13 protein-coding genes and 1 pseudogene are annotated in these 12,750 nt (G+C 73.6%); 6 read left to right on the top strand and 8 right to left on the bottom strand.

What is annotated here, in order from left to right; genetic code table 11:
- Nucleotides 1–69 precede the first annotated feature (69 nt).
- Nucleotides 70–1,317: a chromate efflux transporter gene (gene chrA, locus ACFS27_RS16315; protein ID WP_377191065.1), complete on the top strand. Its 1,248-nt coding sequence runs from the start codon at nt 70–72 to the stop codon at nt 1,315–1,317.
- 4 nt (nt 1,318–1,321) lie between these two features.
- Here the strand turns inward: chrA and ACFS27_RS16310 are convergent, their stop codons facing one another.
- Entirely contained in the window at nt 1,322–2,125 is an 804-nt protein-coding gene (locus ACFS27_RS16310; protein WP_377184895.1) for an SDR family NAD(P)-dependent oxidoreductase, read from the bottom strand.
- Nucleotides 2,126–2,207: 82 nt separating this feature from the next.
- On the opposite strand from ACFS27_RS16310, the gene ACFS27_RS16305 reads away from it, so the two are divergent.
- Nucleotides 2,208–2,954 (top strand): TetR/AcrR family transcriptional regulator, encoded by a 747-nt coding sequence (locus ACFS27_RS16305; protein WP_377184893.1) that lies wholly within the window; start codon nt 2,208–2,210, stop codon nt 2,952–2,954.
- Here ACFS27_RS16305 and ACFS27_RS16300 read toward each other — a convergent pair.
- Nucleotides 2,921–3,817 (bottom strand): NADP-dependent oxidoreductase, encoded by an 897-nt coding sequence (locus tag ACFS27_RS16300; RefSeq protein WP_377184891.1) that lies wholly within the window; start codon nt 3,815–3,817, stop codon nt 2,921–2,923. The genes ACFS27_RS16305 and ACFS27_RS16300 overlap by 34 nt on opposite strands.
- A 99-nt stretch (nt 3,818–3,916) precedes the next feature.
- Between ACFS27_RS16300 and ACFS27_RS16295 the strand changes: the two are divergent.
- Nucleotides 3,917–4,234: pseudogene (locus tag ACFS27_RS16295) on the top strand (MarR family winged helix-turn-helix transcriptional regulator); the annotation flags it as partial.
- A 157-nt stretch (nt 4,235–4,391) separates the two neighbouring features.
- Here ACFS27_RS16295 and ACFS27_RS16290 read toward each other — a convergent pair.
- The 3 genes from ACFS27_RS16290 to ACFS27_RS16280 form a co-directional block, all read right to left on the bottom strand.
- Nucleotides 4,392–5,624 carry a YibE/F family protein gene (locus tag ACFS27_RS16290; RefSeq protein WP_377184889.1) on the bottom strand — a complete coding sequence of 411 codons (1,233 nt, stop codon included), beginning with the start codon at nt 5,622–5,624 and terminating at the stop codon, nt 4,392–4,394.
- 53 nt (nt 5,625–5,677) lie between these two features.
- On the bottom strand, nt 5,678–6,511 hold the full coding sequence (locus ACFS27_RS16285; RefSeq protein WP_377184887.1) for an HAD family hydrolase: 834 nt from the start codon (nt 6,509–6,511) through the stop codon (nt 5,678–5,680).
- A gap of 99 nt (nt 6,512–6,610) precedes the next feature.
- Nucleotides 6,611–7,402 (bottom strand): SDR family NAD(P)-dependent oxidoreductase, encoded by a 792-nt coding sequence (locus ACFS27_RS16280; protein WP_377184885.1) that lies wholly within the window; start codon nt 7,400–7,402, stop codon nt 6,611–6,613.
- A 203-nt stretch (nt 7,403–7,605) separates the two neighbouring features.
- On the opposite strand from ACFS27_RS16280, the gene ACFS27_RS16275 reads away from it, so the two are divergent.
- Entirely contained in the window at nt 7,606–8,517 is a 912-nt protein-coding gene (locus tag ACFS27_RS16275; protein WP_377184883.1) for an AraC family transcriptional regulator, read from the top strand.
- Between the two features lie 14 nt (nt 8,518–8,531).
- On the opposite strand, the gene ACFS27_RS16270 is transcribed toward ACFS27_RS16275, so the two are convergent.
- The 3 genes from ACFS27_RS16270 to ACFS27_RS16260 are packed head-to-tail and all read right to left on the bottom strand — an operon-like array spanning nt 8,532 to nt 11,003.
- A complete protein-coding gene (locus ACFS27_RS16270; RefSeq protein WP_377184881.1) occupies nt 8,532–9,320 on the bottom strand; it encodes a MerR family transcriptional regulator in 789 nt (262 codons plus the stop codon).
- 46 nt (nt 9,321–9,366) lie between these two features.
- Complete coding sequence (locus ACFS27_RS16265; RefSeq protein WP_377184879.1) at nt 9,367–10,158, bottom strand: ABC transporter permease; 792 nt, start codon at nt 10,156–10,158, stop codon at nt 9,367–9,369.
- A complete protein-coding gene (locus ACFS27_RS16260; protein ID WP_377184877.1) occupies nt 10,155–11,003 on the bottom strand; it encodes an ABC transporter ATP-binding protein in 849 nt (282 codons plus the stop codon). Before ACFS27_RS16260 ends, ACFS27_RS16265 begins: the two co-directional genes overlap by 4 nt.
- A 44-nt stretch (nt 11,004–11,047) precedes the next feature.
- On the opposite strand from ACFS27_RS16260, the gene ACFS27_RS16255 reads away from it, so the two are divergent.
- Both ACFS27_RS16255 and ACFS27_RS16250 read left to right on the top strand, forming a co-directional pair.
- Nucleotides 11,048–11,302, top strand: a complete 255-nt coding sequence (locus tag ACFS27_RS16255) for a hypothetical protein (protein ID WP_377184875.1) — start codon at nt 11,048–11,050, stop codon at nt 11,300–11,302.
- Nucleotides 11,303–11,502: 200 nt separating this feature from the next.
- A complete protein-coding gene (locus ACFS27_RS16250) occupies nt 11,503–12,666 on the top strand; it encodes a Cmx/CmrA family chloramphenicol efflux MFS transporter (protein ID WP_377184873.1) in 1,164 nt (387 codons plus the stop codon).
- Nucleotides 12,667–12,750: the final 84 nt, after the last annotated feature.

Raw genomic sequence — 12,750 nt, 5'->3', positions numbered from 1 at the left:
CTGGTCAGCGCGGGACGGGCCGACGGCGGCACCGGTACCGTCCCGGGTGTGAACCCTGGAGGCACCGGCATGTCGACGTCCGACTCCCCCGCACCGTCCGTCGCGAGCGGCGGTACGGCACGCGAGGTGTTCGTGGTGTTCCTGCGTCTCGGGCTGACGTCGTTCGGCGGGCCGGTGGCGCACCTCGGCTACTTCCGCGACGCGTTCGTGGTGCGCCGCCGGTGGCTCGGCGACCGCACGTACGCCGATCTGGTGGCGCTCTGCCAGTTCTTGCCCGGGCCGGCGTCCAGCCAGGTGGGCATGGCGATCGGGCTGAGACGGGCGGGCATCGGTGGGCTGCTGGCCGCGTGGGCGGGGTTCACGTTGCCCTCCGCCGTGCTGCTGGTCGCGTTCGCGTACGGGGTCACGGCGTTCGGTGGCGACGCCGGGTCGGGGTGGATCGGCGGCCTCAAGGCGGCGGCGGTCGCCGTCGTCGCGCAGGCGGTGCTCGGGATGGCCAGGACCCTCGCCCCGGACGCGCGCCGCGCGACCATCACGGGCGCCGCCGCGATCGCGACGCTGCTTGCCCCGTCGGTCCTGGGGCTGCCGGTCGTGCTGAGCCAGGTCGGTGTGATCGTCCTGTCGGGCGTCGCAGGGCTCCTGTGGCTCTCCGACCCGGCCGACGACCGCGACGACGAGCCGTTCACCGTGCCCGTCCGGCGTCCCGTCGCGGTGGCCTGCCTCGCGGTGTTCGGTGCGCTGCTCGTCGCCCTGCCCCTGCTGGCGGCTGCCACCGGCGGCGGCGCGGCCCGGCTCGTCGACATCTTCTACCGCGCCGGGTCCCTCGTCTTCGGCGGCGGCCACGTGGTGCTCCCCCTGCTGGAGGCGGAGCTGGTGCCGTCCGGCCTGGTGGGGCACGACCAGTTCCTCGCGGGCTACGGCGCCGCGCAGGCCGTGCCGGGCCCGCTGTTCACGTTCGCGGGCTACCTGGGCGCTGTCACCACGTCAGGGCCCACGGGGATCGCCGGCGCGACGATCGCGCTCCTGGCCATCTTCGTGCCGTCGGCCCTGCTCGTCGTGGGCGCGCTCCCGTTCTGGGAGCGGCTGCGGGGCGCTCCGCGCGCCCGCCGCGCCCTCACCGGCGTGAACGCCGGCGTCGTCGGGCTGCTCGCCGCCGCGCTGTACGACCCGGTGTTCACCCAGGGTGTCCTGGCCGCCGGCGAACCGCTGGTCGCGCTGGCGCTCGCCATCGGGGCGTACGTCGCGCTGGCGAAGTGGTCGGCGCCGCCGTGGGCCGTGGTGATCGCGGCGGGGCTGCTGGGCTGGGTGGTGCTGTAGGGCGTCAGCCCGCGGAGCGGCCCAGGCCCTCCCAGCGCCGCCAGCCCACCAGGCGCTCCTCGGTCAGGGGCAGGACGGCGTCCGCCGCCAGGTCGCCCACCAGGATCCGCAGCGGCGGCTCGTCCGCGTCGACCACGGCGAGGACCACCCGGGCGACGTCCGCCGGGGACGACGAGCCGGGCGGGTGCCACGCGGCTGACCGCAGCGCGTCGTACGCGGGCAGCCGCGCCGCCCGCACCGCCGACTCCGCACGCCACTCGGTGTCCACGGGACCTGGCTCGACGAGCGTGACCCGGATCCCGAACCCGGCCACCTCCTGGGCGAGCGCCTCGGACAGTCCCTCCAGCGCCCACTTGGAGGCGCTGTAGCCCCCGAGCCCCGGCCAGGCCGCGACGCCGCTGGAGCTGGACACCTGCACGACGTGCCCCGAGCCCTGCGCGCGCAGCACCGGGAGGGCCGCCTGGGTCACGTGCAGCACGCCGAAGAGGTTGGCGTCGAGCTGGTCGCGCAGCTGCTCCGGCGTGATCTCCTCGACGTACCCGAACAGCCCGTGGCCCGCGTTGTTCACGACCACGTCGAGGCGGCCGAGCCGCTCGGTCGCCGACCGGACCGCGGCCGCCGCCTCGGCCCGGTCGGTCACGTCCAACCGCAGCGGTACGACGGCGTCGCCGTGCTCGGCCACCAGGTCGTCCAGCGCGGTGACGTCGCGTGCCGTCGCCGCCACCCGGTCGCCGCGCTGCAGGGCCGCCGTGGTGATCGCGCGGCCGAGACCGCGGCTCGCGCCCGTCACGAACCAGGCCCGGCTCACCGGGCACCGCCTGCTGTCATGGTGGACATCGTGCCAGGCGGACCGCCAGGTCGGCGTGCGCGGTTAGCACTAGGCTCACGGCATGCCCGTGGACGACGACGACACCCGGCCCCCGACCCGGCGCGAACGGCTCCGGCGGCAGACGGTCGACGAGATCGTCCAGGCGGCCCTCGAACTCGTCGACGCCGGCGGTGCGCACGGCCTGTCGCTCGCCTCGGTGGGCAAGGCGATGGGCATGACACCGCCAGCGCTCTACCACTACTTCGCGTCCCGCGAGGCACTGCTCGACGCCCTGGTTCTGGCCGGGTACACCGACCTCGGCGCCGCCGTGCAGGCCGCAGTCCGCGCGGCTGCGGACCGTCCGGCGCCGGAGCGGCTGTCCGCCATCGCGCACGCCTGGCGGCGCTGGGCGCTGGACCACCCGCGCCGGTACTCGATGCTCTTCACCGGCAGCCGGCGCGAGGCGGTGGACCCGCTGGAGCATGTCAGCACGATCAGCCAGAGCATGCTCGCCCTGGTCACGGCGCTCCAGGAGGTCGCGGCCGACGCCGGGGCAGCCGCCGGCCCGGTCGCGAGCTCGGTGCTCGACGAGGACCTGTGCCGGTGGGGTGCGTCCCTCGGCCTCCCGACGGCGGCCGCACCGGCCCTCCGGCTGGCCCTGTCCACCTGGTACCGCGTGCACGGCCTCGTGTCCCTGGAGATCGTGGGCGCGTTCGGCACGATGGGGCTCGACGGCAAGCGCCTGCTGGCCGCGGAGCTGGAGAGCCTGGTCGGCGAGGCCGGCCCCCGGACCGCTCACGGCACGAGCACCACCTTGCCGCCCGTGTGACCGTCGTCGACCAGGCTCTGCGCCCGCCCGGCCTCCGCCAGTGGCAGCACCTTCGCCACGGGCACCGACACCTCGCCGCGCGCCACCAGGTCGATGATCCCCGCGAGCACCTCGGCCGAGTGTTCCGACCGCTCCGTGAACTCGACGCCCAGGGCGAACGCCGCCGGGTCGGCGAGAGTCAGGACGCGTTCGGTGCCGCCCCGCAGCTCGATGCTGTCCGTTAGGACGCCGCTGCCCGCGGTGTCGAGCACGGCGTCGACGGTGGGCGCGAGCGCGCGGACCCGGTCGACGAGTCCTTCGCCGTAGGTGGTGGGGGTCGCCCCGTAGGACGCGACGCGCTCCTGGTTGGCCGGAGAGGCCGTGCCGATCACGTGCACGCCGGACGCGACCGCAAGCTGGGTCACGAGCCCGCCGACCCCACCGCTGGCACCGTGCACCAGCAGGGTCTCCCCCGGCTTGACGTCGAGGATGCGCAGTGCGCGCCGGGACGTCTCGCTCACCACGGGCAGAGCGGCGGCCTGCGGTGCGTCGAGCGTGTCGGGAACCGGCGCCCACAGGTCCAGGACGGCGAGCTCCGCGGCGCCACGACCCGCCGGTCCGGTGACCCGGTCTCCTGTGGTGACGCCGACGACGTCGGCCCCTACCTGGTCGACGACCCCCGCGACCTCCAGGCCGGGCACGCCAGGGAGCTGCGTGCGGAACACGGCCTCCATGGCGCCCGAGCGCACCTTCCCGTCGAAGGCGTTGACGCCGACGGCCTCGACCCGCACCCGGATCTGGCCGGGACCCGCCTCCGGTTCCGGGACCTCGCCCAGGTGCAGGACCTCCGGGCCACCGAACTGGTCAAAGACTGCTGCTCGCATCGTGCTTCCTCTCTTCGGACCGACTTTGCTGTTCGAGACAGGTAACTGTCCGGAGCGGCTCGTCTATTCCCGACCGTGTCACGGGACGCGACGAGTTCTATGGTGAACGGCATGGCATCTGCCCAGGACAGTGAGTCGAACCCGTTCGTCACCGGGCCGCTCAGCCTCGCGGTGTTCTCGCTCGCGCGGGCGCACCGGGCGCTCGCCGCGGACCTCCTGCGCCCCATCGGGCTGCACCCCGGCCAGGAGCTGCTGCTCATGTTCCTGTGGGAGCACGGGCCGCAACGGCAGACGGACCTGGCGGAGCACGTCGCCACGGACTCGGCATCGATGACCCGGACGGTACAGCGGCTGGAGCGCGCCGGGTTCGTCCGCCGCCGGTCCAGCCCGGACGACCGGCGGGTCACCCTCGTGGAGCCCACGCCCGCCAGCCGGGCGCTCCAGCCGCGCGTCGCCGAGATCTGGGCACAGCTCGAGCAGGCGACGGCGGGCGGCCTCGACCGGTCCGAACGCGAGGACGCGGCGACGCTCCTGCGCGCGCTGGAACAGAACGTCGGCAACACGGCGGCCCCTGCTACGTCGCCGGTGCCTCGGAAGCCGGCCGGGCCGCCCACGCCTCGGACACGGGCGCCATCAGCTCCGGGTCGGAAGCCGGCTCGTACGTCGGCGAACCTGCCGCCGGATCCGCCGGCCCGGGGACGGTGAGCGTCGCGATCGCGGTGGTGACCGGGATGGCGAGCACGAGCCCGATGGACCCGACGAGCGTGCGTACCACCTCCTCGGCGATCTCGCCGGAGCTCAGGGCCGTTGCCGGCGACTGGTCCACGAGCCAGACCATCATCAGCAGCGGCAGCGTGGCACCGACGTAGGCGAACGCGATCGTGTAGACGGTCGAGGCGATGTGGTCGCGCCCGATCCGCATGGCTCGCGTGAACAGCTCGGACCGCGACGCCGCCGGCGCGACGCCCCGCAGCTCCCAGACCGCAGAGGCCTGGGTGATCGTCACGTCGTTCAGCACGCCCATGCCGGCCAGGACGATGCCGCACAGCGCGATCCCGCGCAGGTCGGCCCCCGGCGCGCTGGACGGGAGGAACGCCGAGGCCTCGTCGGTGGTGCCGGTGATCTGCGCAGCGCCGGAGGCCCAGGACGCGAGCAGCGCGGTGAGCCCGAGGCCGACGAGCGTGCCGAGCAACGCCGTCGACGTGCGGGCCGACAGGCCGTGCGCCAGGTACAGGGTCACGAACATCACCAGCGACGACGTCACCAGCGCCACGCCGATCGCCGACTCCCCCGCCAGCAGCGCGGGCATGGTGAAGCCGAGGATCACGACGAACGCCATGCCGAGCCCCGCCATGGCCGCCAGCCCGCGCCAGCGCGCGACCAGCAGCACGACGGCGGCGTAGGCGAGAGCCAGCAGCGCGATCGGCAGCTCGCGCTGGTAGTCCATGAACACGAGCGGGTCGACGCCGGGCTGCGAGACCTGGGAGATGTCGACGGCGGTGATGCGGTCGCCGTCGGCGAGCGGGACCGACGGGCCCGGCGACTGCATCCGGGAGACCTCGCCGCTCGGCAGCTCGACCGGGATGCTGCCGGTGGCCGGGTCAGCAGGGCCGGCGACGGTGACGTCGACGAACGACGTGCCCTCGGCCTTTGCCGGCACCCGGTCGGGCACGTCGCCGGCGTTCGGCCACAGCAGCCACAGGCCGGCCAGGGTCAGGAGCAGCGCGGAGACCAGGGTGATGACCAGGAGGAACGTCGTGCGTGGCGCGGCAGGACCGGCCGAGCCGTGCGAGTGAACGTGCGCCATGCGCACATCCTGGCCCAACGGCGCGGCCGCGGCGCGGCGAGCGGGGCCCCGGCTCAGCCGGTCGGCAGCAGGAGCGCGTCGAAGAGCGCCTCGGCGGCGCCGTCCTCCTCCACGGTGCCCGTGATGCGTGCTGCGGCGGCGCGGACCGCCTCGGGAGCGTGGCCCATCGCGATCGACACGGCCGCCCACGCCAGCATCTCGAGATCGTTCTCGCCGTCGCCGACCGCGACGGTCCGGGACGACCCGACCCCCAGCCCGGCGCGGATGCTCTCGAGCGCCGTCGCCTTGGTGGTGCCGGACGCCGTGACGTCGACCCAGTCCACTCGGGCAGGGATCGCGGTGACGCCGGACTCGCGCAGCGCGGGGGCGAGCCGCTGGGCCCACTGCCCGTGGACCACCACGCGGGGCGTCGGCCGAGCCCAGAGCCCGTCGACCGTATGGGTCACCTCCTCGTGCCCGCTGAGCCGGCCCTCGGGAAACCGCCGGGTGACGCGGTATCCGGTCCCGACCACCTCCGCGGCGAGCCGCAGGTCCGGTCGCGTCCTGGCGACGAGCCTGCACACGGGCTCCGCGTCGAGGGGGACCACCTCGGTGATGGAGTAGCCGTCCGGCCGCAGCCGTGCGGTCACCGCCCCGTTGCCTGCTACCACCCAGCCGTCGCGGATGCCGAGCTGCCGAGCGGCCTGCACGGCGCTCGACAGCGATCCTCCCGTGGCGACCACCAGGTGATGACCGGCAGCGTGGACCGCGGCTATCGCATCGAGGACGGCCGGCGTGGGCCTGCGGCCGGCACGGACGAGCGTCCCCTCGACGTCGCAGGCGACGAGAGCGGGTGTGGACCTGGGCGCGTCCGACAGTGCTGCGGCCCCTGAGGCGGTCGCGGTCACGATATTCCCCTGGTGATAGGCGATATGACGCATCCTGCCGCATACTGTGACATTTTGAAACTCTCGCCCAGGTCAGCGCCGTGCCCCCGCCGCCACGGGCTACAGGTTGAACCCGCCCGACACCTCGACGTCCTGCGCGGTGACCCAACGGCCGCCGTCGGACAGGAGGAACGCGATGACCGAGGCGGCGTCGTCGGGGTCCCCCAGCCGTCCCAGGGCCGTGCGCTCGACGAGCTCCGCGGTCATCTCGGGGAGCTCCTCGAACGCTCCCCCGGCGAACGGCGTGTTCGTCGGGCCGGGGGACACCGAGTTCACGCGGATGCGGCGGCCGCTCAGCTCTTTGGCGAGGTAGCGGGTCAGCACGATGACGGCGCCCTTCATCGACCCGTACGCCGAGTACCCCTCCGACAGGCCCGACGGGAGCGCCGAGTTGCTGGACGTGTTGACGATCGCCCCGCCGTCGGCGATCAGGGGGAGCAAGGTCTGGGTGATCAGGTACGGGCCCTTGAAGATGACCCGGTAGAAGCGGTCGAGCTGCTCCTCGGTGGTCTCCGCGAACGGCGTGCCTCCGCCGAACCCGGCGTTGTTGACCAGGCCGGTGACCTTGTCTGCGGCCCAGGTCTGCGCCAGGGCCTGCTCGACGGCGCCGCGGAACGCGGGGAAGGTCGAGCTGTCGCCGACGTCGAGCGGGAGGGCCACCGCGGTGCCGCCGACCTCCTCGACCCGGGCGACGGTCTCGGCAGCGCCGTCCTTGTTCGAGTTATAGGTGACGATGACGCCGGACCCGCCTTCTGCGGCGCGGATCGCGGCAGCCTGCCCGATGCCGGAGCTGGCTCCGACGACGACGGTGACCGGTGTGGTGCTCGTGGTGCTCGGTGTGGTGCTCGACATGGTGTGCCTCGTGTCCTGGTGGTCGTGGAGTGGTTGTCGAATAGTGCTGCTGGCCGATGCTCTGAGTCCGGCGCGGTGGTGCCCCGGCTCCTCGACAAGTCAAGGCGATCACTGGGCCCGATGGTGATAGCGTTCCTCGCGCGTTCTTGCCTGATCCTGCTCGGGCGGCGAGAAGCGGACGTCGGACGAGGAGGGTGGCCCGCATGGACCTCGACGAGCTGCGCGTCCTCATCGACCGGCACGCACCACCGGGTACGAGCGAGCCGCTGCCCGGCGTCTCGCTCTGCCGGGAGGTCCGGGCCGGACCACCGGAGACGTCGACGACCGGCACCGTCTTCGCGCTGATCGCCCAGGGCGCCAAGCAGCTGCGGCTCGGCAACCAGACCGTCGACTACGGGCCCGGCGAGTACCTGGTCACGTCCATCGACCTGCCGGTCATCGGACAGTTCACCGAGGCGAGCGAGGCGGCCCCCGCCCTGGGCTTCGGCATGGCGCTGACGGGACCGGCGATCGCCGAGCTGCTGCTGTCGGCGGGCGCGTCAGGGCCAGGGCCAGGGCGAGGCGGGCCCGACGTGCCGGCGCTGGCGACCAGCAGGGCGCCCGCCGAGCTGCTGGACGCCGTCGGGCGGCTCGTCCGCCTGCTGGGCAGGCCGCGCGACCTGGCCGTGCTCGGGCCGATGCTGCAGCGGGAGATCCTGTGGCTGCTGATCACCGGCCCTCAGGGCGACACGGTGCGGCAGCTCGGCCTGGCCGACAGCAAACTCAACCGCGTCAACCAGGTGGTGCAGTGGATCCGTGACAACACCGCCGAGCCGCTCCGGGTCGAGGATCTCGCCCGGCGCGCCGGCCTGAGCGCCTCCGCGTTCCACCGCACGTTCCGCGCGGTCACCGGATCGAGCCCGCTCCAGTTCCAGAAGCAGCTCCGGCTGGTCACGGCGCGGCAGATCCTCGCGTCGCAGGACTCCAGCGTCACGCAGACCGCGTTCGCCGTCGGCTACGAGAGTGCCGCCCAGTTCAACCGGGAGTACCGCCGGTTCTTCGGAGCACCACCGGGACGCGACCGGACACGGCTGACCGAGGCCGTCCCGTCCGGCCACGCCGACCCGCGAGACTGAGCGGACCGCCCCGCCTAAGACACGATCCGCTGCTGCTCGGTCCAGCCCGACCACCCGCGTTCCACGAGGAGCGCCTCCAGGCGGCGGCCCGCGGGGATGGAGTCGAGGGCGAGCGAGTCGAACAGCTCGACGATCCCTGCCTCCGCCCGGCGCACCGTCCCGCTCGACGAGTCGGCCGCCGAGCCGTTGGCCCAGTCGGCGTGCAGATCGAGCAGCGCCGCCACCTTGTCGGCCAGACCGGCCAGCCTCGCGTCGTCGGGCGCCCAGTCGACCGCCGCGCTGATCGACCGGAGGAGGTCGACGAACTCCGGGTCGTCGAGCAGGCGGCCCTTCTGCGCCATCGCCTCGGCCACCTCTTCCGGCGACAGCACGGCGAGGGTGAGGATCCAGCTGTCCCGCTCGATCTGCACGACCCGCTCGGGAACGCCGAGCTCACGCCACCGGTCGAGATAGGCAGCGCCCTCGGGGGGCAGGGCCAGGCTGTCTCCGGCGGCGAGCCTCGCGATGCGCTCCCGGTGCCGCTCCCGTTCCGCGATCTCCTTCCGGAGCCTGGCGTCGATCTCGGCGACGGCCGCCGCGAACTCCCGCTCGTCGGCGTGCAGGAGCTCCTGCACGCGCGCGAGGGGCACGCCGGCGGCAGCAAGGACCCTGATCCGGATCAGCTCCACCACGGCCTGCGCGCCGTACCGCCGGTAGCCGGAGTGGTCACGCTCAGGCTCGGGCAGCAGGCCCTCGGCGTGATAGTGCCGTACGGCGCGCGCCGTCACCCCCGCGTAGGACGCGAGCTGGCCGATTGTCAGCATGGCTGAAGTCTCCTCCCTCGTCTGCCCGGCGCCCCGCCCGCTCGGTCTAGCGCACCGGGACCTTCGCGAACAGGTGCCGGGCCCACAGGTACCCCGTCACACCGATCACCGTGCACCAGCCGACGGCGATCCAGCCCTCGGAGCCCACCGGCGTGCCGGCGGTCAGCGCCCGGAGCGTCTCGATGACCGGCGTGAACGGCTGGTGCTCGGCGAAGTGCCGCAGCCCGGCCGGCATCTGCTCCGTCGGCACGAAGCCGCTGCTCACGAACGGCAGCACCATGAGGACCAGCGGGGTGTTGCTCGCCGTCTCGATGCTGCCGGCGGCCAGTCCCATGGCCACCGTCAGCCACGTGAACGAGAACGCGAGCAGCAGCACCAGCCCGGCCGCGCCGAGCCAGCCGGCGACCCCTGCGTCGGACCGGAACCCGAGCAGCAGCGCGAAGACGATCATCACCGAGAGGGCGAGCAGGGTCCGCGTCACCGCGCCGAGCACGTGCCCCGTCAGCACCGACACCCTGGCGATGTCCATGGTCCGGAACCGGGCGAACATCCCGCCGGTCCGGTCGATGGCGACCGACACGGCGGTTCCGTTCGCCACGCTGGCCACGGTCATGATCCAGATGCCGGGGACGAGGTAGGTGAGGTAGTCGGCCCGGGTACCGCCGCCGTCGACCGGGAGGCCCGCACCGAGCGTGCCGCCGAACACGTACACGAACATCAGCAGGAACACGATCGGGATGGCGAGCAGCATGAGCGCGAGCGACGGGTAGCGGCTGAGGTGCCGCAGGTTGCGGCGGAGCATGGTCATCGAGTCGCGGACGACGTAGGCGGTGCTCATCGTGCGGTCATCTCCTGGGTGGTGTCGGGGCCTGCGTCGGGGCCTGTGTCGGGGGTTGCGGACCGTGGCGCGTGGCCGGTGAGCGCCAGGAACACGTCGTCCAGGTTGGTGCTGTCGCCGGGGACCCGTGCCTTGAGCTCCGCCGGTGTTCCCTCGGCGACGAGCTTTCCGGCGTCCAGCACGCCCACCAGGTCGGCCAGGGCGTCCGCCTCCTCCAGGTACTGGGTCGTCAGGAGCACGGTGACGCCGTCGGCCACCTGCTCCCGGACCACCTGCCAGACCTCGCGGCGGCTGCGCGGGTCGAGCCCGGTGGTCGGCTCGTCGAGGAAGATGAGGCGCGGCCGCGTGACGAGCGTCATCGCGAGGTCCAGCCTGCGCTGCATCCCGCCGGACCAGGTCAGGGCGCGGCGGTCGGCGGCGTCGGCCAGGTCGAACCGCTCGAGCAGCCCCGCGACGTCCCGGGCCGCGGTGGTCCGGTCGAGGTGCGTGAGGTCGGCCATGAGCCGCAGGTTCTCCCGGCCGGTGAGGAACAGGTCGATCGCCGAGAACTGCCCGGTGACACCGATCGCCGCCCGGATCCGGGCCGGCTCGCGACGCACGTCGTGGCCCGCGACGCGCAGCTCGCCCGCGTCGGCCGTCAGCAGCGTGGACAGGATGTTGACCAGGGTGGTCTTGCCCGCGCCGTTCGGCCCGAGCAGCGCGTAGACGGAGCCTGCGGGAACGGCCAGGTCGACGCCGTCGAGCACCTGGTGGTCGCCGAAGGACTTGCGCAGCCCCACGATCTCGATCGCCGCGTGCGCCGGGCCGGCCGGTGGGACGGGGGGTGAGGTCTCTGCCGTTGTCATGACCGCAGCGTGCAGGGTTGACGCTGCGACAAGGTCAAGCCCTGGTGGAGCTGCCCCTGCTGGACGCGTGGTTCGCCCTGGACCGGGCGGCCGACGCCGGGACGCAACAGGCCTGGCTGTTCTCCCGCCGGTCGGGCGGCTTCTGGCAGAAGCTCGGCTTCGCCCGGACGACGACGAGCGCCCTCGCCACCGCACTGCCCGATGCCCACCAGGTGCTGCTGTTCCGCTCGACCGGACAGCTCGACCACGAGGTCGCGTGGCAGCGGCCGCTGCCGGCGTCTGGTAATTTCGCCGCATGAGGTCTCCAGAAGCATCCAGGTTCGGGCTGCCGGTACTCCGGTAGCCCGAGATGCCCCTGTAGAGACCGCCGAGGTACCACCTCGCCCGCCCGCTCCCCGTGACCGAGGTCCGCTGAGCCGGCGCCGTCCGTGCGCATCCGAAGGGCCCCCGTAGTGCCGCTCCGGCCTACCCGTCCCCCTTTCTCCCTTCGGAGCCGCTCATGCCTGTCCTGCTCTACGTGCTCGCCGTCGCGGTCTTCGCGCAAGGCACGTCGGAATTCGTCCTCGCCGGGCTCGTGCCTGGCATCGTTACCGACCTCGGCATCACCCTCGCCCAGGCCGGGTACCTGACCTCGGGCTTCGCGGTCGGCATGGTCGTCGGCGCACCGCTGACGGCAGCGCTCGGCCGCCGTCTGCCGCCCCGCTGGACCCTGTCCGCGTGCCTGCTGGTCTTCGTCGCCGCGCACCTGGTCGGCGCGCTCACCGACCAGTACGCCGTGCTGCTCGGCACCCGGTTCCTGGCCGCCGTTGCCAACGCCGGGTTCCTCGCGGTGGCGCTGTCGACCGTCACGACCATCGTCCCAGCGGGCAGGCAGGGCCGGGCGCTCGCCGCGATCCTGAGCGGCACCACGCTCGCGCTGGTCGCCGGGGTCCCCGCCGGCGCCCTCCTCGGTGAGCTGTGGGGCTGGCGCTCGGCGCTGTGGGCGATCGCGGGGGTGTCGGCACTCGCGCTGGTCGCCGTCGTCGTGCTGACGCCGGCGAGACCGAGTCCGGCCGAGCCGCACGCCCGGGTCGACCTCCGCGCCGAGATCGGCACCCTCCGGTCCCCCGACCTGCTGCGCCACCTCACGCTCGGGGTCGTGGTGAACGGCGCGACCTTCTGCGCGTTCACCTACCTGGCGCCCCTCGTGACGGACGGCGCCGGGCTCGACTCCGCACTCGTGCCGGTCGTCCTCGCGCTCTTCGGCCTGGGCGCCTTCGCAGGCCTGTCGGTGGCAGGCCGCCTCGCCGACGCCCACGGGCACCTCGTCGTCGGGGTGGCCACGCCGGCGCTCGTCGTGGCGTGGACGCTGTGGGCGGCGCTCGCGGACAGCGCCCCCGCGGCGTGGGTGCTCGCCCCGGTGCTTGGCGCACTCTCGTTCGCCACAGGCGGCACGCTGATCGCGCGCAGCATGGCAGCAGCGCAGGGCGCACCGACGATGGGCGGGGCGTTCTCGACCGTCGCGCTGAACCTTGGCGCACTGGTCGGGCCGGTGCTCGGCGGCGCAGCGCTGGGGCCGCTCGGGCTTGCGGGGCCGCTCGTGGTCAGTGCGGCGCTGGCCGCCGTCGCCGTGGTGCTGGGGTGCGTGGCAGGCCGACGTCGGACGGCGGTCCCGGCGAGCTGACCGGCGAACCCGCGCGCACCCGGGGAGCGCTCGGCGCCTGGCACACTTTTAGTGTCAGGCATCGAGCGCCGTCCTCGCCAGGGC

Source organism: Promicromonospora vindobonensis, from assembly GCF_042685865.1.
GTDB classification, from domain to species: Bacteria; Actinomycetota; Actinomycetes; order Actinomycetales; family Cellulomonadaceae; genus Promicromonospora; species Promicromonospora vindobonensis.
The sequence above is the reverse complement of the archived record's forward strand: the minus strand, read 5'-3'. Positions and strand labels throughout refer to the sequence as shown.

Coding starts and splice junctions, on each gene's coding strand:
- ACFS27_RS16280 (WP_377184885.1), bottom strand. CDS start 7,402: ATGTCGAGCACCACACCGAGCACCACGAGCACCACACCGGTCACCGTC.
- ACFS27_RS16275 (WP_377184883.1), top strand. CDS start 7,606: ATGGACCTCGACGAGCTGCGCGTCCTCATCGACCGGCACGCACCACCG.
- ACFS27_RS16300 (WP_377184891.1), bottom strand. CDS start 3,817: ATGCGAGCAGCAGTCTTTGACCAGTTCGGTGGCCCGGAGGTCCTGCAC.
- ACFS27_RS16265 (WP_377184879.1), bottom strand. CDS start 10,158: ATGAGCACCGCCTACGTCGTCCGCGACTCGATGACCATGCTCCGCCGC.
- ACFS27_RS16305 (WP_377184893.1), top strand. CDS start 2,208: ATGCCCGTGGACGACGACGACACCCGGCCCCCGACCCGGCGCGAACGG.
- ACFS27_RS16290 (WP_377184889.1), bottom strand. CDS start 5,624: ATGGCGCACGTTCACTCGCACGGCTCGGCCGGTCCTGCCGCGCCACGC.
- ACFS27_RS16260 (WP_377184877.1), bottom strand. CDS start 11,003: ATGACAACGGCAGAGACCTCACCCCCCGTCCCACCGGCCGGCCCGGCG.
- ACFS27_RS16270 (WP_377184881.1), bottom strand. CDS start 9,320: ATGCTGACAATCGGCCAGCTCGCGTCCTACGCGGGGGTGACGGCGCGC.
- ACFS27_RS16250 (WP_377184873.1), top strand. CDS start 11,503: ATGCCTGTCCTGCTCTACGTGCTCGCCGTCGCGGTCTTCGCGCAAGGC.
- chrA (WP_377191065.1), top strand. CDS start 70: ATGTCGACGTCCGACTCCCCCGCACCGTCCGTCGCGAGCGGCGGTACG.